The sequence below is a fragment of the Micrococcus terreus genome (assembly GCF_900116905.1).
GTDB lineage: Bacteria > Actinomycetota > Actinomycetes > Actinomycetales > Micrococcaceae > Citricoccus > Citricoccus terreus.
In genome coordinates, this window is record NZ_FPCG01000011.1 from 40,688 (window position 1) to 62,773 (window position 22,086).

Sequence of the window (22,086 nt, forward strand, 5' to 3'; positions counted from 1 at the left end):
GGGTCAGTCCGCGGTGACCACGACCTTGCCAGCGGCGTGGCCGCTCTCCACGGCGGCGACCGCCTGGGCGGCGTCGTCGAGCGCGAATCGCTGTGTGATCACGGGAGCGAACCGCCCGTCCGCCACCAGCTGGGCGACCTGGGTGTAGACCTCCGTGGTGCGACGGCGAATGACCCCGGATCCGCCGAGCTGTGCGGCCTGGGCGGGGTCGGCCACACTGCGGATGGCACCGGGGATGCGCAGCAGGGCGGCGGCCGAGCGCAGGGTCTCCCCGCCCACAGAGTCGATGACCGCGTCCACCCCATGGGATCCGTGCGAACCCTGGCGCCGCACGGCGGTCTCCCAGTCCTGGTGACGGTCCACCGGGATGCCGCCGAGAGACTCGATCAGCTCGGCCTTCTGCGCGGAGGCCAGTCCCAGCACGGTCAGACCCCGGTCCCGGGCCATCTGGAGGACGCACGTCCCCACGCCGCCCCCGGCACCGAGCACCAGCACCGTGGCACCGGCCGGGAGGTCCAGCTCGTCCAGGGCGTCGTACGCCGTGCCGCCGGCCACGGGGAGGCAGGCGGCCTGCTCGTCGGACACGCCCTCCGGCGTCCTGGTGGTGCCTGCCGCGTCCAGCAGGACGTGGGATGCCAGCGCCCCGGTGCCGGCCGCCGTCGGGCCGAAGACCCGGTCCCCCACGCTGACGTGACCCACTCCCTCACCGAGCTCCACCACCACGCCGGCGGCCTCGCGCCCCACGGCCATGGGGAACTGCACCGGGATGCTGCCCTGGCGGTCCCCGTTGCGCACCTTGATGTCCGCGGGGTTCACGCCGGCGGCGGTCATCCGGATCAGCACCTGTCCGGGGCCGGGCCGCGGGGTGGGGACGGTGAGGTGCTCAAGGACCTCGGGGCCGCCGTAGCGCTGGAAGCCGAACAGGCTCATCTGCTGGGTGTCCATAGGTCCAGTCAAGCACCCACGTCCTGGCCGGACCAGGGCGCCAGCTCCCTGCGCGGACCGCGCCAGCCGGACTGCAGCCACCGGTCATGGCTGGCCACGACGACGGCCCCCGGGTAGTCCGGAATGCTCGCCTCCAGCTGGGTGGCCAGCAGGAGGGAGAAGTGGTTGGTGGGCTCGTCCAGCAGCAGCACCTGCGGAGGGTCGGCCAGCAGGACCGCCAGGTCGAGACGGCGGCGCTGCCCCACGGAGAGCTCTCGCACCCGGCGGGTGTGGTCCCGGCCGGCGATCAGTCCGAAGGTGCTCAGCGGGACCTTTTCGACCCGGTCCGCTCCCACCCGCCGCGCGTAGGCCTCCGCCACGGTCTCAGCGCCGTGCTCCGGTCCGTCCTCGGCGTCCTGGCCCAACAGACCCACGGTGAGGCTGGAGGATGAGGCGAGGGAGCCGTCGTCGGGAAGGAGCCGACCTGCCAGGATGCCCAGGAGCGTGGACTTGCCGGCCCCGTTGGGCCCGGTGATGAGCAGTCGGTCCCGGGCCCCGATCGCCAGAGACGTGGGGGCCAGCCGTCCGTCCAGGTGCACCCCCGTGGCGGTCAGGACCGGACCGGTGGCGGCGGATCCGGACGCGGACGGACCTGGGGACGCCGCATCCAGCCCGGAGAAGCGCAGCACCTCCGGCGGGCGCCGGACCTGGGTCTCCTCGAGGCGGTTCAAGGCTGTGGCGGCGTCGTTCACCCGGCGGGAGACCACCTTGGCGTTGCGGTCGGCGTAGAACTTGCGGGCGGACCGGGCCTCGGTGCGCGGGCCCCGGGAGGCGTTGCCCACGGTGTGGCTGGCCACCACCTCGGCGCGCAGGCGTCTGAGCTCGGCCTGCTCGTCCCGGTGGCGCCTCTCCCAGCGTTCCCGTGCGGCGATCCGCTCCAGCAGGTAGTCGGTGTAGCGCCCGGTGAACCGGGTCAGTCCGTGCCCGGAGGTGGGTCCGTCTCCGGCGAGCGCCGCCTCCACCGCCCGATGCTCCCGCGGCGCCGGGTCCAGGTCCAGCAGGGTGGTGGCGACCTCGTCCAGGAAGGCCCGGTCGTGGCTGGCGATCAGCACCGGGCCGGTCCAGCCGGTCAGCAGATCCACCAGCAGGGCGGTCCCGGCGGAGTCCAGGTGGTTGGTGGGCTCGTCCAGCAGCAGGGTGTCCGGGCGGCGCAGCAGCAGCCAGGCCAGGGACAGCCGGGAGAGCTGGCCGCCGGAGAGCTCGGCCGCGGTGCGGGTGCGATCCAGGTGGGCCAGGCCGAGCCCCTGGACCAGGCGGTCGGCGTGCCGGTCCGCGGACCAGGCGTCCGTGCGGACGGCCTCGGCGAGCGCGGCGTCATAGGCGCCGGCCAGATCCGCGGAGTCCGGGCGCTCGGCCAGATCGCTGCCGAGGCGTTCGATCTGCTCCACCAGGCGGTGCTGCTCCTGCACGGCGGAGGCCAGGACCTGGGCCACGGTGTGGTGCGGGTCGAACGGCGGCTGCTGGTGGTACAGCCCCACGGTGCCCGGGGCGCGGACGGTGCCGCCGTGGTCCTGGTCCATGCCGGCGATGATCCGCAGCAGTGTGGACTTACCGGTCCCATTCTCCCCGATCAGGCAGGCCCGTTCGCCGGCCGAGACGGTGAAGGTGATGTCGGTGAGCACGCGCCGGTCCGGGTAGGAGCGAGAGACGCCATCCACCTGGAGGTGGTCGGCCTTCCCGACGGCGGCCCCCACCTTCAGGTGTGAGGGTCCGGTGCCGCGGGGCTCGGCAGACGAGGGGTGGGGAGCAGAGGGGTGGGCGGAGGAGGGCATGGTGGTCCTGTGGCAACAGCGAAGGGACCCGCCGGGCGGTTGCCTCGGGCGCGGGACGGTGCACAGGGTCAGGACCTCATGGGTCGAGCGTAGGCCATGGCGCCGGGACAGGCCAGGGCGGCTCAGTGCCGTTCGCCGGTGAGCATGGTCAGCAGCAGGACGTTGGCCGGATCCGGGGCGTCGGCGGGGCAGTCCACCCGGTGCACCACCCGTTCCCTCAGGTGGAGCACCACACCGGGTGCCAGACGGACGGTGCGCTCGCCCACCGTGAAGTCCAGGGTGCCGTTCAGGCACTGCACCGTGATGGGGTGCGCCGCCTGGTGGTCCGGCCAGGACTGGCCCGGCGCAAAGGTGAAGGTGATGAGGTTGGCGCCGTCACCGGTGAGCAGCCGCTTCACCGTCCCCCGGTCCCTCCCCGGGTCTGGTGCCACACGGTCCTCCCCCAACACGTCCAGCACCGTGAGGGCGTCCTCGGGGTGCTGCCGGCCGGGGTCCTGCAAGTGCTGCGCCTGCTGCTCGCTCATGCCCCGAACCTACAAGGACCGATGCCACCGAGGCAGGCCTGATGTCCGATCGCACACCCATTCCCTCGAAACTCCGCACCACATCGGCATAGTCTGCAGTCATGCGAGGAGATGAGAAGCGCGTGGTCTCAGCATTCGCTGAGTACCTGGAGCGCGCAGGGTGGACCGTGACGTTCGAGCAGAACTTCTGCGACATCGTGGCGACGAGGGACGGGCAGGAGATGTGGGTCGAGGCGAAGGGCCGGACCGCCGCGGTCGGCCTCGATGTCGACACCATGTATGGCCAGATCCTCCGGCGCATGCCCCCGGAGCCCACCGAGATCACGGCTTTTGCAGTCGTTGTTCCCGAGGCGGCAAGGACAGCAGCTCTGCGCATCCCCCGGTGGGTGCGACAGGCCCTGAAGATCGATGTCTACGTGGTCTCAGACACCGACTCGGTTGAGGGTCCCCTGGACGGCTGACTCACTTCAGCACCCGGACGGTCACGGCGGCCTCCATCGTGTAAACCGGGTCCTGCCCCCCCTCCTCGGTCTGGGTCAGGCCCCGTTGCCTGAGCTCGCCGTACTCGATGCCGCGCTCCTCCAGCACCTCGGCCAGGGTGATCAGCTCATCGGGCGGCAGCGGCCCGCCAGGGGCGTCCCCGAGCAGGTCCGGCCCGTCCCCCACCATGGTCATCTCCACGTACGCCTCCTCACGGAGCGGCAGGACGCCGGTCTCGATGTTCAGTCCCGCCACAGTGAACGACGGCGGCACCTCACCTCCCACGGGCAGGGCCAGTCTCATGTCGATCACCGTGGAGGATCCTCCCGCCGGTTCCAGGCCAGCCCAGGACGGACCGGTGATCGGCACGCCAGCCTCCACCAGTGCGGCGGCCAGAGCCTCCAAGTGCTCCTCGGCGGCATCCGTCTGCGCCTCCGCCTCGGAGAGATCGTTGGCGTCCAGGTGCAGCCGGTGCGCCACTGCCACCCATCGCACCGCCTCCGCCGTCCGGAACCGGACGATGTCCTGCTGAGGTGACTGGCCGCCGTCGGGATGGCTCCTGTCTTGGAGCAGGTTGTGGCCGAGCGTCATGGCCCGGTCCTCCAGATCCCGCCGGCGGTCGAGCTCGGCGGCGTGGGCCTGGAGCAGGTCGGCGAGCCGGTCCGGCTCCTGCAGGGCTTTCTTGACGTCCTCCACGCTGAACCCTGCGGTGCGCAGGATCCGAATGGTGGTGGCGGTGCGCATCTGGGCGGCGCTGTACCGGCGGTACCCGGAGTGCGGGTCCACCTCCGCGGGGGTGAGCAGTCCGCGGTCGTCGTAGAAGCGCAGCGCCTTGACGCTCACGCCGGTGCTGAGAGCGAATTCTCCGATGGTGATCATGGGTTCCTCCTGGGGGTCAGTACGGCCGTGATGCCGACTGATTCCAGCGTGGGCGCTCCCCCTGGAGGAGGGTCAAGACCGCCACCGGAGGATCACCTCTTCGGCAGTCCAGCGGCCCAGAGGGCGGCCCCGATCAGCGCGGGCTGACCGAAAAGCCGGGCCAGCCGCTTCCCGTCTGTGTCCAAGCCGAAGGCATCCGTGCGCTCGGCGTACTGGGCGATGTTGCCGGGGAAGATCAGCGTATAGAACGCCGCGAGCGCGGTGCCGGTGAGACGACGGTGGCGGGGCAGGGCCACCATGGCGGCACCGAGCCCGATCTCGGCCACGCCGGAGCCGAGCACCACCAGGTCCTTGTCCACGGGGAACCAGTCCGGCACCTGGGCCTGGAACTCCTCGCGGGCCACGGTGAGGTGCGTGATGCCAGCGAAGGTCATCATGGCGCCCAGTGCCAACCGGGTTGCAGTCTGGGACGGACGGGGGCGGTCACTGCTCAGTCGGGGTGTCATGCGTTCACCCTACCGACGGGTACTGACGAGTTCCTGGGTCACAGATCCGAAGGCTCCACGCCAAGCAGCGTGGTCTGGGAGAGCAGCTGGTCCAGTTCGGCCTGGTCGAACGTGGACGCGGGACAGGTGTAGAGCAGGGAGAGCTGAGTGGAGTCGGCGCTCAGGACGCGCAGCAGCATGACGGACCGGTACTGCTCTCCGGCCGGATCGGTATGGGCGGTGTCCACGCGCCGGACCTCGACTGTGCCCTCCTCCGGAGTGCGCACGGCGGCCCGTGACTGCTCATGCTGGGGTTCCTGGCTCGGATCGAAGCTCCAGATGTACCCCTGCTCCAGCTGCTCGGTGGCCTCCGCGTCCGTGACGCCGGGCGTGGGCTCGGCCGGGTTCAGCGTGGCCGTGTACTGACACCCGTCCTGGTCGGCGAGCTGGTCCACGCCGTTCTCGCCCAGGATCGCCGGCTCCCACCCGGGGACATCGGTGGGGACCTGCCAAGTCGGTGAGGACACGGACGGGACCGTGGTGGGCGCCTCTGCCGACGAAGTCGGCGCGGACGACGAAGAGTCGGTGGGCGTGGTGTCAGTCGGCGTGGTGGACGTGGGCGCCGCAGACGTGGTGGCTGCCGTAGGGGAGCTCGGGGCAGACGACTGAACTGCGGTCGACCCCTCCGGCGCGGGAGCATCGCCGCCGGAACAGGCCGTCATCAGCAGCGTGGCACCCAGCAGGAGTCCACCTGCCGCCGTCCTCGTCCCCGTCATCACTCAGCCTTTCTGTCCATCCGCTCCTCTGACCCTCCGACGTTACCGGCCGCGGTGACTCACCGCAGGCTGTCGGCCAGACCGGAGGACCCGCCTGACGTGCCGCCGGCCGCCTCCTCCTCGGTGGCCGGATCCGGCAGGCCCTCCAGCAGCCGCTCCACCCCCGCCCGGTACCGCGGTGCGCACACCTGAAGCAGGTCCTCGAGCATCATCCGCAGTCGCTGCGGGACCTGCATGGTGTCCGTGCCGAAGTGCGCGATCTCCAGCACCGCCAGGTCCACCAGGTCGTTGATGGCCTGCGGGTCGTGCACCACCCTGACCTGCCCGTCCGCATCGGCGATGTACGGACTCGGCGAGGCCCGCTGCACCAGTCTCCGCAGCACCCGGTGGAGCTCGTCCAGGCACTGGACGGCCGTCGTCGGGTCATTGATGCCGGAGGAGAGCGCACGGTCGGCGATGTCCGCCAGCTGGCGGATCCCGAACGCCACGTCCTGCTTCATCTCCCGCTGCGAGCTCAGCCCCAGGAAGGAGTAGAGCCGGCGCACCTCGTCCTCGGAGAGCTCCTCCACACCCCAGACGCCCAGCACCTGCTGCCCCTCGGTGATGAACTGTCCCACCGGCCGGTCCACCGTGACCACGGCGTCGTGCTCGGCGGCCCATCGAGCCAAACCCTTGTAGTCCACGTGCACGATCACCCCGTGCCGCAGCGCCCCCGGGCTCACCCGCGCCGTGCCGGGCTCCGGCGACCACGTGGGCCCGAACCCGGCCGGCTCCTCCGCCGCCAGCTCGGGGTACATCACATCGGCCAGCTTCAGGGTGCGGTCCCCGATCCGGGAGATCACATGCGAGACCTGGATGGAGGTGGTGATCCGGTGGATGAACGCCAGGAAGAAGCCCACGCAGGCCAGCGTCATCAGGAAGGCGAGCGTGACGGAGAGCTGCGGGACGAACTGCTCGCCCTCGTTGTCCCCGCGCACGTACCGCGTCACCGTCAGCGCGAACACGAACGTGGACAGGAAGATGCCCAGCGTGCCCTGCACCACCCGGTACTGCAGGAACCCGCCCAGCACGCGCGGGGTGAACTGGCTGGAGGCCAGCTGCAGCACCACCATGGTGATGGAGAAGACCAGACCGGTCACCGAGATCATGGCCGAGGCGATCGTCCCCAGCACCTCGCGCGCACCATCCGGGCCGCCCTGGAAGACGTACTGCAGCCGGGTCACGCCCAGCTCCTCCTCCCACTGCGGCAGCAGGATCCCCAGCACCACGGCGCCGATCACGCAGGCGGCGGGCAGCGCCCAGAAGGGCTTCCACATCCGGTTCCAGCGGGTCACGGTGGGCACGTCCGGGATCTCTCCCCGGCTGCGCTGGCCCGACGACGGCCCCCTCGCCTCCTCCGGCTCGGCGGCGGTTGCGTCTGGCCTCGCCTGGTCGGCTGCGTGCGCCATGGGGGTCGTCCTCCTCGAGTCCTGTCCGGGTTCCGGCCGAAACCTGGTCTGTCCATTCTGTCGCACAGGAAAACTCAGATTCCGGCTCCCCTCCTATCCTGTCTGGCCCGGCCTCTAGGGTGATCTCGCTGCACCGTTCCCGCGGTGCTGCGACCCCCTGTTCCCGACTGTCAGGAGACCTTTTGACCCCTTCCTCCCCGCAGGGTCGCCCGGACTTCGCCACGGCCTTGGCTCCGCTGTCCCGCGCCACGGTCGATCCCATCGAGGCCACCGACCTGATCCTCTCGCTGCTGCTGCTCCACCGGGAGATCCGCGCGAGTGCGGCGTGGGAGTCTGTCGCGCAGATCATCGCGCAGGCAGCCTCCGCCCCCGGCGACCTGACCCCGACCCAGGCGCTGGACGTCTTGGCCGTCCAGGAGCTGACCTCCGAGTTCCGGGTCTTGGACGAGGTGCTCGACTGGCCGGCCGGTTCGGCGCCGCTGAGTGGGGTGGACCTCGCTGAGGATTTCCCCCTCCACCTCATGGCTCCCGTGCTGGAGGCCTTTCCCGGGCCGGGCCGCAGCTGGCACCGGACCCTGGCGGACACTGCGGTGGAGGTGATGCTGCGCGGTGAGGCGACCCTGCTCTCCCACGGCTCACGCAGCTCCGTCACCTCACGGATCCTGACCCGCGCGGCAGCCGGCTCGGTCCACCACCACGCTGTGGTGTACGACCCTGCCTGCGGAACCGGTGAGGTGCTGTGGGCCCTGTCCACGGATGCCGCTGCTCCTGAGTTCATCGGCAATGACCTGGATCCGGACATCCTGCGCATCGCCCACCTGCGAGCTGCGCTGCGGGGCGTGCGACTCTCGTCGTCCACCCAGGACATCGTGCGCGACCTCTCAACGCCGCAGGTGAAGGCCGACGTCGTGGTCTGTGAGGCCGGTCGGATGATCCTGGACGGTCACGAGGAGGTCCACGAGGACGAGACCCCTGCCAGGTCGATCGCTCTGCATGGCCAGGCGGCGGCCGGCCTGAAGGTGCTCCGCCATGCAGCCGCCGCGTTGAGCCCCCACGGCAGGGCGTATGTGATCGTGCCCCAGGTCATCCTCGACGCCCAGGTGCATTATCCTGCCCGCCAGAACCGGGAATGGCTGGTCCAGTCCGGGGCGCTGGAGTCCCTGGTGCAGCTCGGTGGTTCCGTGGCCTCCTACACCGAGGAGGAACTGCTCCTCTGCGTGCTCCGTGCACCCGGCGAGGGGGCCGAAGAGACACCGGTCCAGCTGATCGACGCCTCTCAGGAGGATGAGATCGTGGAGCAGATCGGCCCCTGGATGGACTCGCTCCGCGCCGGTCAGCGGCCTCTCGGCGTGCGGGCCGGAACGGTGGACCGGAGGCGGCTCATCCGCGGCGGGATCCTCCACAGACCGGCCACGATGCTGCCCGCCTACCTCCGTCCGGATGACGCCCACGAGGGCCCGCTGCTCGGACGGATGAGCCTGCAGGATGCCATGGCCGCCGTCCGGAAGGGCATGACCGCGGCGAGGGCCCGAGCCAAAGTCGCCGTCGGTGCCCAGACCATGGTGAGCCTGCAGTCGCTCATCGACTCCGGCGCCGTGACAGAGGTGCGGGCCGGACATGACGAGCAGGCGGCGGTATCAGCGACCGAAGACGGGAAGACACAACGGGTGCGACTGCTCAGACCTCTCGTCCGGTTGGACCAGTCACCGGTCGTGACGGTCCCCGCGGACATGGACCTGGTGCAGGACGGTGACCTCGTGTTCGCTCCGGAGGACACAGGCGTCGTCCGTCCTGCACCCGCCGGCGGCGCCCGGTGGGTGGTCCGTCCACAGGACCGCGTGCTGCGTGTTGACCCCACCCGACTGAGCCAGGACTATCTGCTGTTCTGTCTGAGGCAGCCGTGGGATGAGACCTCCCGGGCTCAGGTGGGTGGCATCTCACGCGGACCCACCACCGGCTCCACCCGTCGGCAGAGCCCACTCCGGCCCTGGTCCGACTACAGCATTCCGCTGCTCCCCCTGGCCGAACAGCGTGAACTGATCGCCGCACTGCGCGCCCTGGACGATCTCGCGGTCGCTGCTGACGATCTCGCGCAGCAGGCCCGCCAGCAGAAGACTCGACTGGCGCAGCACCTGCGGTTCCGTCATGACCTCGACCAGGCTCAGGACCTCTGAGACCGAGTCATCTCCTGCCATCTGGTGCCGCTGTCACCCTCACCACGTACGGTGTGGGTGACGGCGGTCACGTGGACCGCCGGACTCCTCGAACCACACCACCCACCCCAGGGACAGGAGCAGCCCCGTGGCTCAGCCGACCCGCGCCGTGTGGATCGCCCTGCTGCTGGCCGCCGGTCCGGCCTCGGCGTTCGGCCTGGCCCGGTTCGCCTACGCCGTGCTGCTGCCGCCCATGCAGGCCGACCTGGACTGGTCCTACGCCACGGCGGCACTGCTGAACACCGTCAACGCCGCCGGATACCTGATCGGCGCACTGGTGGCGGCCCGGGTCGGACGTCGTTTGGGCGTGCGGCAGGCGTTCCTGCTCAGCATGGTGACCACCGCCGTGGCCCTGGGCGCCTCGGCTCTGAGCACCCTGCTGCCCGTCCTGCTGGGACTCAGACTGATCGCCGGTGCCACCGGCGCGGTGACCTTCATCCTCGGCGCCGCACTGACCGCCTCTCTCGCCTCGGCCCACCCCGGACGCAGCTCAGCACTGCTGATGGGGGTCTACGTGGCCGGCGGCGGACTGGGCATCGTGGTGACCGGACTGCTGCTGCCGGCCACCCTGGCCTGGTACCCGGCCGAGCTGGGATGGAGGATCGGCTGGGCGGTGCTGGGCGTCGTCGGGATCCTGGCCTGGCTGATGGCCGCACCGGCGGCCCGCCGCGTCCCGGAACCGCCTCCGCGGCCCGCCGGCTCCCGGGCCCCCGTGCGCGGGATGATCCCACTGCTCTCCGGCTACACGCTGTTCGGGGCCGGCTACATCGCCTACATGACGTTCATCGTGGCGCTGCTGCGCGGGGATGGCGCCACGGACGTGCAGGTCTCGGTGTTCTGGATCGTGCTGGGGCTGGCGGCGATCGGCGGCGGCTTCGCGTGGTCCCCGGTGATCGGGCGGCTCAGCGGTGGCCGCGCGCCGGCACTGCTGATGGTGGTGGTGGCCCTGGGCGCCGGCCTCCCGCTGTTCGGCTCCCATCCGGTCCTGGCACTGGGTTCGGCGGTGCTGTTCGGGGCCACGTTCCTGGCGCTGGTCGGCTCGGTCACCCATGCGGCGCACCGGGTGCTGGATCCGCATCAGGTGACGGACGGGATCGGCATCCTCACGGTGGGCTTCGCCATCGGACAGTCGATCGGGCCGTTGCTCTCCGGCATCCTGGCCGACTCCGCGGACGGCGTCCGCGCGGGCCTGGCCCTGTCCGTGGCGGTGGTCCTGGTGGGCGCGGTGCTCTTCCTGGGCCAACGCCGCCACGTGCCGACCACAGCAGCAGACACCTGACACGTCCGATGTGACCACACCGCTGGGCAGACATATCGACGCCGATATGCGCCGACGTATACTCCACCCATGGACATCAGGGCGCAACGAGTGGCTGCGGGCATGACCCAGTCCGAGCTCGCCTCAGCCGCCCACGTCCCGCAGCCGAACCTCTCCGCCTACGAGAACGGACGCCGCGCACCCAGTCCCGATGTTCTGGAACGCATCAGATCTGCACTCGCAGGCCGTCCAGGCAAACGGGTCCGGCTGCACCGGGATGCCATCCGCGCCATCGTGGCGCAGCACCACGCTACGGATCCCCGCCTGGTCGGGTCCGTCGCACGGGGGCAGGACCGTCCGGGATCAGACGTGGACATCCTGGTCGACTTCACGCCTGAGGCCACGCTCCTGGACGAAGTCGGACTACGGCTCGCGCTGGAAGATCTGCTCCAGACAGACGTCGACGTCCTGTCACTGGACTCACTGCGGGGATCTCTGCGAGACCGCGTCCTTCTGGAGGCCGTCGAGCTGTGACCCACCAGTCCCGCCGCGCAGTGGATGCCGCCCGACGCACCGTCACGGTCTGCGACCAGCTCGCTGAGTTCGTCGCCGAGGGGCGGGACGCCTTCATGGCCGACGTCCGTACGCAGTGGGCCATCGAGATGGGCCTCATTCGGATCGGCGAATCGATCAACCGCATTCCGTCGGAGATCCTTGGTGAGTTCGACGGCCAACCGTGGCGCCAGATCGTCGCCATGCGCAATTTCGCCGCCCACCAGTACGACGACCTGGAACCCTCTCGCGTGTGGCGCACCCTGCAGCAGGACATCCCTCAACTGCGCACGTATCTGGTGACGATCATGATCCCGACGTTGGAGTCCGCCAACACCTGACGCGCCCCCGGTGCTAGCTTCAGACCATGGCCCTGACCGCTGACGACCACCGTTTCCTCACCCGCGCTGTGGACCTGGCCGAAGAGGCCCTCCACGCCGGCGACGAGCCCTTCGGCACCATCCTGGTCGATCCGGAGGGCACCATCGTGTTCGAGGACCGCAACCGGGTCAGCAGTGGCGACCAGACCCAGCACCCCGAGTTCGCCGTCGCCCGGTGGGCCGGCCAGCACCTGCCCCAGGAGGCTCGTGCCGCCCACACCGTCTACACCTCCGGCGAGCACTGCCCCATGTGCGCGGCCGCGCACGGCTGGGTGGGCTTGGGCCGGATCGTCTACGCCACCTCAGCTGCGCAGTTCAGCCAGTGGATGACAGAGCAGGGGCACGACGCCGGCCCCGTCGCCTCCCTGCCCATCGGCACGGTGGTGCCGGGAGCCACGGTGCACGGCCCCGACCCGGACCTCATCGACCGCGTGAGGGCGCTGCATGTCCAGCGAGCCCAGGGGTAGGCTCCGTCCTGCCAGCCACCAGCCGGGGTGACTCCTCCTCGAGCCGAGATGACCGGCCGTCGTCGGGAGGCTGCGGACAGCGTGAGTCTCAGTGTTCCCTCACCTCAGGGGAGAAGTTCCCAGAACTGCCTTCGTGCGGGCATTGCGTGGATGACCATCTCATCACCGCTCTGGAAGACGAGGACCACGGTCTCGAGCAACCGGGCCTGAGTATCGAAGCCCAGGCGTAGTTCCCGATGAGGCTATTCGTGCTCTTCCAAGGGCTCGATCCACAGGGAAAGATCGGCCGCTTGGATCGCATCTTCCGGGAGTACCCCGTGCTTCAGCGCGCTTCGATGAACCTTCATGCGGCCATGGAGGCGATCGCCCGTCGGATCGCCTCAGACCGGGAGATATGCTCTCCAGCGGCCACGGCGTCCAGCGCCGCGATCTCCTCAGTCGTCAACCGGACCGCGATCACCTGCATGGGCGCAGAACCGCGACCGGGGCGGCCGCGGCCCCGGCGCTTGAGCATCTCGACGTCATATCCCGCCTCAGCCTCGTCTGCCCACTTCTGGATCTGCTCTTCAGTCACGTCCTGCTCACTCAGCATGAAGAAAGCGTATGACGAAAATATAGCGCGAGGCTAGAGGGAGTCGTCGACCGACTCGGCGTGCGATCTGGATGGTGCGCCTGGTGACCGGCCGTCGTCAGGACAGCGAGAGGTCAGAACCCGCCGGAGTCCGGGGCCATGTTGGAGAAGCGCGAGTAATGGCCCTGGAAGCCGACCACGATGGTCTTGGTGGGGCCGTTACGGTGCTTGGCCACGATCAGATCGGCCTCGCCGGCGCGCGGTGACTCCTTGTCGTAGATGTCCTCACGGTGCAGCAGGATCACCATGTCCGCGTCCTGCTCGATCGAGCCGGACTCACGGAGGTCGGAGACCTGGGGCTTCTTGTCGGTGCGCTGCTCGGAGCCACGGTTCAGCTGGGAGAGCGCGATCACCGGGACCTCCAGCTCCTTGGCCAGCAGCTTCAGGGCACGGGAGAACTCGGCGACCTCCTGCTGGCGGGACTCCACGCGCTTGCCCGAGCTCATCAGCTGCAGGTAGTCCAGCACCACCAGCTTCAGGTCGTGCTTCTGCTTCAGGCGGCGACACTTGGCGCGGATCTCCATCATGGACATGTTCGGGGAGTCGTCGATGAAGAACGGGGCCTCGTTCAGCCGGCCCACGGTGGCGGCGATCTTGGACCACTGCTCGTCGCGGATGGTGCCCTTGCGCAGATCCTGCAGGGCGATGGTCGCCTCGGCGGAGAGCAGGCGCATGGCGATCTCGTTCTTGCCCATCTCGAGGGAGAAGAACACGGTGGTCATGTTGTGCTTGATGGCGGCCGAGCGCGCGAAGTCCAGCGCGAGGGTGGACTTGCCGACCGCAGGACGGGCGGCGACGACGATCATCTGCCCGCCGTGCAGACCCTGGGTGAGCTCGTCGAACTCGTAGAACCCGGTGGGGACGCCGGACATGCCCTCGCCCTGGGAACCGGCGGCCTCGATCTCGTCCACCGTGTGCTCGAGGATGCCGGACAGGGCCACGTAGTCCTCGGACTGGCGGTTCTCGGCGACCTTGTAGATCTCGGCCTGGGCCTCGTTGACGATCTCCTCGACCTCGCCGTCCTGCTGCTGACCGAGCTGGACGATCTTGGTGCCGGCGGAGACCAGTCGGCGCAGGACGGCCTTCTCATGCACGATCTCGGCGTAGAACCCGGCGTTGGCGGCCGTGGGCACGGACTGGATCAGCTCGTGCAGCACTGCCGGACCGCCCACCCGGGAGAGCTCCTGGCGCTTGTTGAGCAGGTCGGCCACGGTGACGGCGTCGGCCGGCTCGCCGCGTCCGTAGAGGTCGATGATCGCCTCGTAGATCATCTCGTGCGCGGGCTTGTAGAAGTCATGGCCGCGCAGGACCTCGACCACATCGGCGATCGCGTCCTTGGAGAGCATCATGCCGCCCAGGACGGACTGTTCGGCGTTCAGGTCCTGCGGGGGCAGGAAACCACCGCGAGAGTCACCGGTGCCGTCGGCGGAATCAAATCGATCGGATGCCACGTTCGGTTGATTCCCTTTCCCTGCGCCGGACGGCCCGGCGACTCTTCTGCGGTGATGACCCCTCTAAGAGCCCGCCGCACCAGGGGTGCTCCGCGTCGATCCTCAAGGGACCGCACCGAGCCCTGATGCGGCGGGCTCCACAGACGGTGCGACCTGGATGCGCGCCTGCTGAGAACGGTCCGAGGACCGTCTTCTGCAGGCCAATACCCTGGTCCGCCCGAAGGGGATACCACGGGACACTACTCTGCGGTCGGACCCCCACTCAACCGCGTGTCACCCCCAACCTGTGGACAACGTGTGGATTGCGCGGCGTGTTGTGTGCACTGCGTGGGGACAACTGTGGGGATGACGACTCCTCAGAGCGCACTACCCCTGGTTGACTAGGCAGTATCTGACTTTCCACCTGTGGACAGAAAGATTTTTCCTTGGGGATTTCGCGGGGAGTTACTAACACCACACCCGTGGACAGCGCAACTCCGCACCCACTCTCTTCAAAGTTATCCACAGGTACTCCACGGGTTATGTGTGAGGCGTTGTCCATCCCCACACCGCTCATCCAGCCCCGTCCACCTGCACCACCGGCGCAGTTCGGCCCCGCCGGTCACCCCTGAACCCGAGACCCCCTCACGAGACTTCAGAATCTCTGCTGGACAACCCCCGCCGGACAGCGAGAATGAATCCATGTCTGCGTCTGCGAGCTCCGCCAACAAGACCCAGCCCACTGCAGTCCCGGTGGAGGAGTTCGTCGCCGGCGTGGAGCACCCCGTGCGTCGATCCGACGCCGAGACGCTGCTGGAGATGTTCACGCGGGTCACGGGTGAGGAACCGGTGATGTGGGGACCCAGCATCATCGGATTCGGGCAGTACCACTACGTCTACGACTCGGGCCGGCAGGGCGACGCACCCGCCGTCGGGTTCTCCCCTCGCAAGGCCAACCTGACCCTCTACGTCCTCTCAGACCACCCCGACCAGGCCGACCTGCTGGCCCGCCTGGGCAAGCACCGCACCAGCGTGGCCTGCCTCTACATCAACAAGCTGTCCGACGTGGACCTGGACGTGCTCGAACAGCTCGTCCAGACCGCCTATCGGTACACCAAGGACCACCTGGACCAGGGCTGAGTCCTACTTCTCCTCCGGATTCTCTCCCGACGACGGCGCGGCACCTGAGTCCTCGGCCGGCAGTTCCACAATGGGCGTCTTGGGCAGCTTCCGCACGCGCTTGGGACGGCGGGAGCGTGCCGGGATCAGCGAGCGCATGTTCTCCAGGCGGCCGAAGCACAGCAGCCGGTCGCCGTCCTCGAGCACCTTGGACGCGGACGGGTTGGGCACCACCTTGGTGCCACGGTGCAGGGTGAGCACCTGGACGTCCTTCTCCGGCAGCCCGGAGTCCTTCAGGGCCTTGCCCACCATCTCGGAGCCGGACATCACGGCGATCTCCGCCACCCCGTATCCGGTGGAGACGGCCAGGCGCTGGCGCACGTCGATGTCCGGGAATCCGGCCTGGTCGGCGATGAAGTCCACGATCGCCCCGGCCACGTCCAGCTTGGTGGCCGCCTCGATGCCCTCCAGTCCCGGAGAGGAGTTGACCTCCATCACCAGGGGGCCATCGGCGCCTTCCAGCATGTCCACACCGGCCACGCGCAGACCCATGATGTGGGCCGCCCGCACAGCCACATCGGCGTACTCCGGGTCCAGGTCCACCTTCTCCACGGTCCCGCCACGGTGGACGTTGGAGCGGAACTCGTCACCCTGGGCGGTGCGGCGCATGGCGGCCACCACCCGGTCGCCCACCACCAGGGCACGCACGTCCTTGCCCTTGGACTCCTTGACGAACTTCTGGATCAGCACCTGCTGATTGGTGCCGTGCAGGGTCTCGATGATCGCCTCGGCCACCTTCTTCGTGGGAGCCAGGATCACCCCGATCCCCTGGGTGCCCTCCAGCAGCTTGATGACCACGGGCGCACCGCCCACCATGTCGATCGCACTGGAGACCTCCGCCCGGTTGCGCACGAACACGGTGGCCGGCATCCCGATGCTGTGCCGGGAGAGGATCTGGGTGGCGCGCAGCTTGTCCCGGGAGTTCATGATCCCGTTGGCGGTGTTGGGCGTGTAGACGTCCATCTGCTCGAACTGGCGCACCACGGCAGTCCCGAAGTAGGTGACGGAGGCACCGATGCGCGGCAGCACGGCGTCGTAGGTGGACAGCGGTTTTCCGCGGAAGCGCAGGTCCGGCTCCTCGGTGGACAGGTCGATCCCGAACCGCAGGGTGTCCAGCACCTTGACCTGGTGACCGCGGTCCAGGGCGGCAGTGCGCAGTCGCTGCGTGGAGTAGGCCCGTGGCGAACGGGAGAGGATGGCCAGCTTCATGGTCTCTTCCTGACAAGATGGGGGACGTGCCAGAGCAATATCACCACACTCCCGGGTCATCCCACACCCACCCGGCCTCCACCCACGTGGGGTGGAGGGAGTGGGTCGCCCTGCCCACGGCTCCGGTGCCCTGGATCAAGGCCAAGGTGGACACCGGCGCCAAGACCTCCTCCCTGCACGCCTTCGATCTGCGCACCGTCGACCGCGACGGCCACGACTGGGTGCGGTTCACCATCCACCCCTGGCAGGCCACCCCGGAGGACGAGGTCACCCTCGAGCTGCCCGTGCATGACCGCCGCTCCATCCGCTCCTCCTCCGGTCATGAGGAGGACCGCATCGTCGTGCAGATGCCGATCTCCCTGGTCGGGCGGGAAATCCTGGCCGAGATCACCCTGACCGACCGGGACGAGATGGGCTTCCGCATGCTCATCGGACGCGAGGCCCTGGCCCAGGGGTTCCTCGTGGACCCTGCCGCCTCCTACCTCGGTGGCCGCCCGCCGCGGGAGGTCCGCCGCCGCAACTGGGGCAGAGGCTGAGGGATGGAGACTCGAGAAGGTGCCGGACGTCGTCGGGCCCGTCCCTCCTTCGCCCTGGGACCGGTCAAGGTCCGTGCCGGGTCCCGCAAGGAGGTCTCCCTGCCGATCTCCCGGCTCGTCACCGGGGCCGAGGTCTCCCTGCCCGTCCACGTGCTGCACGGCCGTGAGGAGGGTCCCACCGTGTGGGTGTCCGCGGCCATCCACGGCGATGAGGTCGTGGGGATCGAGGTGGTCCGACGGGTGATGGGCCTGCTGGACCCGAAGCAGATCCGCGGGACGCTGATCGCCGTGCCGATCGTGAACGTGATCGGCGTGATGACCGGGGACCGGTACCTGCCAGACCGGCGGGACCTGAACCGCAGCTTCCCAGGCTCGGCACGCGGGCCGCTGGCCGGACGGATCGCCCACCTGCTGATGACCGAGGTGGTCTCCCGATGTGATGTGGGGATCGACCTGCACACCGCCGCCGACCGCCGCACCAACCTGCCCCAGATCCGGTGCGACCTGGAGGACCCGCAGACCCGGTTCCTGGCCGAGGCCTTCGCAGCCCCCGTGCTCAACCACGCCAGGCTGCGGGACGGCTCCCTGCGCTGGGCCGCCCGCGAGGCCGGTGCCCGTGTGCTGCTCTACGAGGGCGGGGAGGCCTGGCGGTTCGACGAGTGGGCCATCCAGCCCGGGGTGGAGGGCGTCCTGCGGGTGCTGGCCGCGCTGGAGATGATCCCCGCCGAGCAGGCACCGTCTCCACCGGAGCAGCCCAGTGCCGTCTGCTGGACCTCAGGCTGGGTCAGGGCGCGCCGGGACGGCCTGCTGCAGCTGGATGTGCCTCTGGGTCAGACGGTGGCCGTGGGCGACCGACTGGGTGCCCTCTACGACTCCTTCGGACGCCGGCAGGCCACCGTGAAGGCCGACCGGCCGGGAATCGTGATCGGCCGGGCCGAGGCACCCCTGGTCCACCGCGGTGACGCACTCGTCCACATCGCCCAGGACGGCTGAGCACAGGGCACCTGGGCCCACACGCTCTGCCGCCTCGGGCACACCCCCAGACACAGCACAGGGGCGGGGACCGTGATGGTCCCCGCCCCTGTGGGTGAAGCGTTCGAGCTGATCAGATCAGCGCGAGGTCACTTCTTCTTCTTGGTCTTCTCCGGCACGACCTGCAGGTCGACCACAGACACGACGTCCTCGTGCAGACGCACGTGGGCCTGGTAGCTGCCCACGGACTTGATGTTCTGCGGCAGGGTCACGGTGCGCTTGTCGATGCTGCCCAGGCCGGCGGCCTCCACAGCGTCGGCGACGTCAGCAGCCTTGATGGCGCCGAACAGGCGACCACCTTCACCGGCGGTCACCTCCAGCTTCACCGGGGTGGACTGCAGCTTGGCGGACAGTGCCTGAGCCTCTTCCAGGGACTTCACGGCGCGGGTCTCGCGGGCGGCCCGGATGGACTCCACCTGCTTCTCCCCTCCCTTGGTCCACAGGGTGGCGTAGCCACGGGGCAGCAGGTAGTTGCGGGCGTAGCCGTTCTTGACGTCAACGACGTCGCCAGCCGAGCCCAGACCGGTCACTTCCTGGGTCAGGATGAGCTTTGCCATCTGTATCTTCCTTCCTCGACTCGCTCGATCAGCCGCGGCCAGCGCCGGCGTAGGGCAGCAGGGCCACTTCGCGGGCGTTCTTGATGGCCTGGGCGATCTTGCGCTGCTCCTGCACGGTCACGCCGGTGACGCGACGGGCACGGATCTTGCCGCGGTCCGAGATGAACTTGCGCAGCAGTGCAACGTCCTTGTAGTCGATGACGGTGATGTCAGCGGCCTTCAGCGGGTTGGACTTTGGTTTGGGCTTGCGGATTTCAGCCTTCGCCATCGTGGTGCTCCTTCGTGATTCGGGAGCCCGCAGAACGGTTCTGCGGGATGGGATCGCAGTCGGTCACCGTCCGGTGCCGTCTGCTGGGGGTGTCATACGGGAAACGGTTCCCGACGACGTCCGGCCGGTGGGTGCCTCAAGGGCACCTTCGGCCGTGTGTTCAGTTCAGAACGGGATGCAGTGCTGGATCAGAACGGAGGCTCGTTGCTGCCCGGGGTGTCCCAGGACCCCGCGGACGGCGAGCCGCCCCACGGGTCGTTCGAGCCTGCGCCGCCACCCCAGTCGTTGCCGGAGTTGCCTCCGCCACCCTGGGAGTAGCCTCCCTGACCACCCTGGCCGCCGCCGAAGCCGCCGCCCTGCTGGCCACCGCCGAAGCCGCCGCCTCCACCGCCGGAGCGGTTGGACTTGGTGACCTTGGCCGTGGCGTAACGGAGCGAGGGGCCGATCTCGTCGACGTCCAGCTCGTACGAGGTGCGCTTCTCACCCTCACGGGTCTCGTAGCTGCGGGCCTTGAGCCGACCCTGGGCCACCACGCGGGTGCCCTTGGTCAGCGTCTCGGCCACGTTCTCGGCTGCCTCGCGCCAGATCGAGGCACGCAGGAACAGGGTCTCCCCGTCCTTCCACTCGTTCGACTGACGGTCGAACGTGCGAGGGGTCGAGGCGATGGTGAAGTTGGCCACCGCAGATCCGGACGGCGTGAACCGCAGCTCCGGGTCGTTGGTGAGGTTTCCGACCACCGTGATGACGGTCTCTCCAGCCATGGGTGCCTCCTGTGCTCCGTGCTGTGTCTCTGGTGTGCTTCAGCTGGTCAGCGTCAGCGGGTGTGGCAGGTGTTCAGGGAGTGGACGATCACTCAGCTGCGGCAGCGGAGATCTTCTGCTCTTCCGGGCGGATGATCTTGGTGCGCAGGATGGTCTCGTTCAGCGAGAGCTGACGATCCAGCTCCTTGGAGGTCTCCGGGGTGGAGGTGAAGTTGACGACCACGTAGATGGCCTCTGCCTTCTTCTGGATCTCGTAGGCCAGGCGACGCCGGCCCCAGATGTCCACGTTCTCCACGGAGCCGCCGTCCTTGGTGACGACCTCCAGGTACTTCTTCACGGTCGGTTCAACGGTGCGCTCATCCACGTCGGGATCAATCAGCACCATCAGTTCATATGCACGCATGCGAACCCACCTCCTTCGGACTAATGGTCACGGTCTCTCCGTGACAGGAGGTTCTGTGCAGTGGTCCTGCGCCATGCTCCCGGAGGAGACCGCCAGGTGACGGCACGCAGAAAACCTCACCCATCGTACCCGAGCCGCCCCATCGGACGGAACGTGCCTGTGGACACAGAGCTCATCCTCGACCGGCTCATGGCCACGCATGCGCCCAGAGAGGCCAGGAAGCCCAGGGAGGCCAGTCCCGACCTGGTCCCTGATGCATCCCTTGCCGTGATCAGCCGGTGAGTTGCACGTCTTGTCCAGAATCCGCCCGCAGAGGGACAGATCCTGCATCAGGGAACGGATCCTCGACGACAAGTGCGACCCAGATCCACGGTGCGGCAACCCCGGCCCCGTCACACCCCGGCGAAGAAGGACCGCACGGCGCCGGTGAGGTGCTCCAGATCCTCCACACCGCACATCTCGCGTGCCGAGTGCATGGAGAGCAGCCCGATGCCCACGTCCACGGTCCGGATGCCCAGCCGGGTGGCGGAGATCGGCCCGATCGTGGAGCCGCACGGCATGGCGTTGTTGGAGACGAACTCCTGGAACGGCACTCCGGCGTCCGCGCACCAGCGGGCGAAGGCGGCCATGCCCGGGGCGTCGGTGGAGTACCGCTGGTTGGCGTTGATCTTCAGCAGCGGTCCGGCGTTCACGCGCGGGTGGTTCACCGGGTCGTGCCGCTCGGCGTAGTTGGGGTGCACCAGGTGGCCGGCATCGGCCGAGAGCAGCCAGGACCCGTTGAAGGACCGGGCCACCCCCTGACCACTCACACCCAGGGCGTCCAGCACGCGCCGCAGCACGTCCTCCAGCACGGGCCCGGCTGCACCCGACCGGGAGGCCGAACCCAGCTCCTCATGGTCGAACGCGGCCAGCACCGGGATCACCGGGGCACCGGCAGCCTCACCGGCCACACCCTGCGCCACGCGCGGCCCCTCACCCTGACCGGCCTGCTCCATGGCCACCAGCCCGGCGTGCACGGAGGAGAGGTTGTCCAGCCGTCCGGAGGCGAAGAACTCGCCGGAGGCCCCGAACAGTGCCGGGCGCTGGGAGTCGGCCATGACCACATCCACGCCGCGGACCTGCTCGGCGTCCACGCCGGCCAGCCCCGCGAGGACCGCCAGGATGTCCCGCGGGCCGGCGCCCTCCGTCTCGACCCCGCCGACGCCGCCCTCGGTCAGCGCACCCCAGATCGGCAGCATGTGCTTCTGCCGGTCCAGGGTCAGTCCGGAGTTCACCTCACGGTCCAGGTGGATGGCCAGCTGCGGGATGCGCGCCATGGGCCCGGTGGCCACCAGGTGCTCGGTCCCGTCCTGGGTGACCAGGCGTCCGGCGAAGCGCAGCTCGCGGTCCAGCCACGAGTTCAGCAGCGGCCCGCCGTAGATCTCCACGCCGGCCTGCAGCCAGCCGTCCCGCGCGGAGGTGGGGTGGGGCTTGAGCTTGAAGGTGGGCGAATCGGTATGGGCGCCCAGGATGCGGAACACCGGGGCCGTTCCCGACGACGGCCCCTCACCTTCCGCCGCACCCTCCGGGATGCGCCAGGCCAGCACGGCGCCGTCCCGCACGATCACGTATCCACCCGGGGCAGACGGGAATTCCTCACGCTCGTCCAGGCGGGTGTAGCCCGCGGCCTCGAGCCGCCGAGCGGTCTCCGCGGCGGCGTGGTAGCTGGAGGGGCTGGCCATCACGAAGTCGGCCAGGTCCGCCAGATGGGGGCGGTCCTCGAGCGTGGCAGCAGAGCCCGAGCCAGAGCCCGAACCGGAAGAAGCCGTGGAGTGTGCGGTGGAGTCAGCGGCGCGATCGGCAGTGGTCATGGTCACTACCGT

General features: G+C 69.2%; 25 protein-coding genes and 1 pseudogene. 10 read left to right on the forward strand and 16 right to left on the reverse strand.

Features of this window, described 5'->3' with window-relative positions:
• Positions 1-3 precede the first annotated feature (3 nt).
• From BM355_RS12110 to BM355_RS12120, 3 genes are all read right to left on the reverse strand, one after another.
• On the reverse strand, positions 4-945 hold the full coding sequence (locus BM355_RS12110) for an NADP-dependent oxidoreductase (RefSeq protein ID WP_245760801.1): 942 nt from the start codon (positions 943-945) through the stop codon (positions 4-6).
• 8 nt (positions 946-953) lie between these two features.
• Positions 954-2,756 carry an ABC-F family ATP-binding cassette domain-containing protein gene (locus BM355_RS12115; RefSeq protein ID WP_091698980.1) on the reverse strand — a complete coding sequence of 601 codons (1,803 nt, stop codon included), beginning with the start codon at positions 2,754-2,756 and terminating at the stop codon, positions 954-956.
• 122 nt (positions 2,757-2,878) lie between these two features.
• On the reverse strand, positions 2,879-3,280 hold the full coding sequence (locus tag BM355_RS12120; protein WP_091698982.1) for a cupin domain-containing protein: 402 nt from the start codon (positions 3,278-3,280) through the stop codon (positions 2,879-2,881).
• Positions 3,281-3,381: 101 nt separating this feature from the next.
• Here BM355_RS12120 and BM355_RS12125 point away from each other — a divergent pair, with 101 nt between their 5' ends.
• Positions 3,382-3,741 carry a hypothetical protein gene (locus tag BM355_RS12125; protein WP_143109496.1) on the forward strand — a complete coding sequence of 120 codons (360 nt, stop codon included), beginning with the start codon at positions 3,382-3,384 and terminating at the stop codon, positions 3,739-3,741.
• A gap of 1 nt (position 3,742) precedes the next feature.
• On the opposite strand, the gene BM355_RS12130 is transcribed toward BM355_RS12125, so the two are convergent.
• The 3 genes from BM355_RS12130 to BM355_RS12140 all read right to left on the reverse strand — a co-directional run bounded on the left by BM355_RS12130 (position 3,743) and on the right by BM355_RS12140 (position 5,651).
• The gene (locus BM355_RS12130) at positions 3,743-4,639 is read right to left on the reverse strand and encodes a MerR family transcriptional regulator (RefSeq protein WP_091698986.1); all 897 of its coding nucleotides are present in this window, start codon (positions 4,637-4,639) and stop codon (positions 3,743-3,745) included.
• Positions 4,640-4,731: 92 nt separating this feature from the next.
• On the reverse strand, positions 4,732-5,145 hold the full coding sequence (locus BM355_RS12135) for a DoxX family protein (protein ID WP_091698989.1): 414 nt from the start codon (positions 5,143-5,145) through the stop codon (positions 4,732-4,734).
• Between the two features lie 38 nt (positions 5,146-5,183).
• Positions 5,184-5,651: a hypothetical protein gene (locus BM355_RS12140; RefSeq protein WP_091698991.1), complete on the reverse strand. Its 468-nt coding sequence runs from the start codon at positions 5,649-5,651 to the stop codon at positions 5,184-5,186.
• 10 nt (positions 5,652-5,661) lie between these two features.
• Between BM355_RS12140 and BM355_RS14830 the strand changes: the two genes are divergently transcribed.
• Positions 5,662-5,793: a hypothetical protein gene (locus tag BM355_RS14830; RefSeq protein ID WP_281247580.1), complete on the forward strand. Its 132-nt coding sequence runs from the start codon at positions 5,662-5,664 to the stop codon at positions 5,791-5,793.
• A gap of 166 nt (positions 5,794-5,959) precedes the next feature.
• On the opposite strand, the gene BM355_RS12145 is transcribed toward BM355_RS14830, so the two are convergent.
• Positions 5,960-7,348, reverse strand: a complete 1,389-nt coding sequence (locus tag BM355_RS12145) for a DUF2254 domain-containing protein (protein WP_091698994.1) — start codon at positions 7,346-7,348, stop codon at positions 5,960-5,962.
• A 182-nt stretch (positions 7,349-7,530) separates the two neighbouring features.
• Here BM355_RS12145 and BM355_RS12150 point away from each other — a divergent pair, with 182 nt between their 5' ends.
• The 5 genes from BM355_RS12150 (at position 7,531) to BM355_RS12170 (ending at position 12,218) form a co-directional block, all read left to right on the forward strand.
• Positions 7,531-9,522: an N-6 DNA methylase gene (locus BM355_RS12150; RefSeq protein WP_091698997.1), complete on the forward strand. Its 1,992-nt coding sequence runs from the start codon at positions 7,531-7,533 to the stop codon at positions 9,520-9,522.
• A gap of 127 nt (positions 9,523-9,649) precedes the next feature.
• Positions 9,650-10,840 (forward strand): YbfB/YjiJ family MFS transporter, encoded by a 1,191-nt coding sequence (locus BM355_RS12155; protein ID WP_091699000.1) that lies wholly within the window; start codon positions 9,650-9,652, stop codon positions 10,838-10,840.
• A 69-nt stretch (positions 10,841-10,909) separates the two neighbouring features.
• Positions 10,910-11,353: a helix-turn-helix domain-containing protein gene (locus tag BM355_RS12160; protein ID WP_091699001.1), complete on the forward strand. Its 444-nt coding sequence runs from the start codon at positions 10,910-10,912 to the stop codon at positions 11,351-11,353.
• A complete protein-coding gene (locus BM355_RS12165) occupies positions 11,350-11,712 on the forward strand; it encodes a HepT-like ribonuclease domain-containing protein (protein ID WP_091699003.1) in 363 nt (120 codons plus the stop codon). Before BM355_RS12160 ends, BM355_RS12165 begins: the two co-directional genes overlap by 4 nt.
• A gap of 26 nt (positions 11,713-11,738) precedes the next feature.
• Entirely contained in the window at positions 11,739-12,218 is a 480-nt protein-coding gene (locus BM355_RS12170; protein WP_091699005.1) for a nucleoside deaminase, read from the forward strand.
• A gap of 104 nt (positions 12,219-12,322) precedes the next feature.
• On the opposite strand, the pseudogene BM355_RS14720 reads toward BM355_RS12170, so the two are convergent.
• The 3 genes and pseudogenes from BM355_RS14720 to dnaB all read right to left on the reverse strand — a co-directional run bounded on the left by BM355_RS14720 (position 12,323) and on the right by dnaB (position 14,300).
• Positions 12,323-12,565: pseudogene (locus BM355_RS14720) on the reverse strand (toxin).
• Entirely contained in the window at positions 12,562-12,810 is a 249-nt protein-coding gene (locus BM355_RS12180) for a ribbon-helix-helix protein, CopG family (RefSeq protein WP_091699009.1), read from the reverse strand. The pseudogene BM355_RS14720 and the gene BM355_RS12180 overlap by 4 nt, the downstream one beginning before the upstream one ends.
• Before the next feature lie 113 nt (positions 12,811-12,923).
• Positions 12,924-14,300 (reverse strand): replicative DNA helicase, encoded by a 1,377-nt coding sequence (gene dnaB, locus BM355_RS12185; RefSeq protein WP_091699012.1) that lies wholly within the window; start codon positions 14,298-14,300, stop codon positions 12,924-12,926.
• 681 nt (positions 14,301-14,981) lie between these two features.
• On the opposite strand from dnaB, the gene BM355_RS12190 reads away from it, so the two are divergent.
• Complete coding sequence (locus BM355_RS12190) at positions 14,982-15,419, forward strand: DUF1801 domain-containing protein (protein ID WP_091699014.1); 438 nt, start codon at positions 14,982-14,984, stop codon at positions 15,417-15,419.
• 3 nt (positions 15,420-15,422) lie between these two features.
• On the opposite strand, the gene rimK is transcribed toward BM355_RS12190, so the two are convergent.
• Positions 15,423-16,667 (reverse strand): 30S ribosomal protein S6--L-glutamate ligase, encoded by a 1,245-nt coding sequence (rimK, locus tag BM355_RS12195; protein WP_091699017.1) that lies wholly within the window; start codon positions 16,665-16,667, stop codon positions 15,423-15,425.
• A gap of 26 nt (positions 16,668-16,693) precedes the next feature.
• On the opposite strand from rimK, the gene BM355_RS12200 reads away from it, so the two are divergent.
• Positions 16,694-17,203: an ATP-dependent zinc protease family protein gene (locus BM355_RS12200; protein WP_245760802.1), complete on the forward strand. Its 510-nt coding sequence runs from the start codon at positions 16,694-16,696 to the stop codon at positions 17,201-17,203.
• A gap of 3 nt (positions 17,204-17,206) precedes the next feature.
• On the forward strand, positions 17,207-18,196 hold the full coding sequence (locus BM355_RS12205) for a succinylglutamate desuccinylase/aspartoacylase family protein (RefSeq protein WP_091699021.1): 990 nt from the start codon (positions 17,207-17,209) through the stop codon (positions 18,194-18,196).
• Positions 18,197-18,324: 128 nt separating this feature from the next.
• Here BM355_RS12205 and rplI read toward each other — a convergent pair whose 3' ends face one another.
• The 5 genes from rplI to BM355_RS12230 all read right to left on the reverse strand — a co-directional run bounded on the left by rplI (position 18,325) and on the right by BM355_RS12230 (position 22,074).
• Complete coding sequence (gene rplI, locus BM355_RS12210; RefSeq protein ID WP_091699024.1) at positions 18,325-18,792, reverse strand: 50S ribosomal protein L9; 468 nt, start codon at positions 18,790-18,792, stop codon at positions 18,325-18,327.
• A 28-nt stretch (positions 18,793-18,820) separates the two neighbouring features.
• Positions 18,821-19,060, reverse strand: coding sequence for a 30S ribosomal protein S18 (gene rpsR / locus BM355_RS12215; RefSeq protein ID WP_091699027.1), 240 nt, complete (start codon positions 19,058-19,060; stop codon positions 18,821-18,823).
• Between the two features lie 188 nt (positions 19,061-19,248).
• The gene (locus BM355_RS12220; protein ID WP_091699030.1) at positions 19,249-19,821 is read right to left on the reverse strand and encodes a single-stranded DNA-binding protein; all 573 of its coding nucleotides are present in this window, start codon (positions 19,819-19,821) and stop codon (positions 19,249-19,251) included.
• An 88-nt stretch (positions 19,822-19,909) separates the two neighbouring features.
• Positions 19,910-20,224: a 30S ribosomal protein S6 gene (gene rpsF / locus BM355_RS12225; protein WP_091699033.1), complete on the reverse strand. Its 315-nt coding sequence runs from the start codon at positions 20,222-20,224 to the stop codon at positions 19,910-19,912.
• 392 nt (positions 20,225-20,616) lie between these two features.
• Complete coding sequence (locus BM355_RS12230) at positions 20,617-22,074, reverse strand: M18 family aminopeptidase (protein WP_091699035.1); 1,458 nt, start codon at positions 22,072-22,074, stop codon at positions 20,617-20,619.
• Between the last annotated feature and the right edge of the window lie 12 nt (positions 22,075-22,086).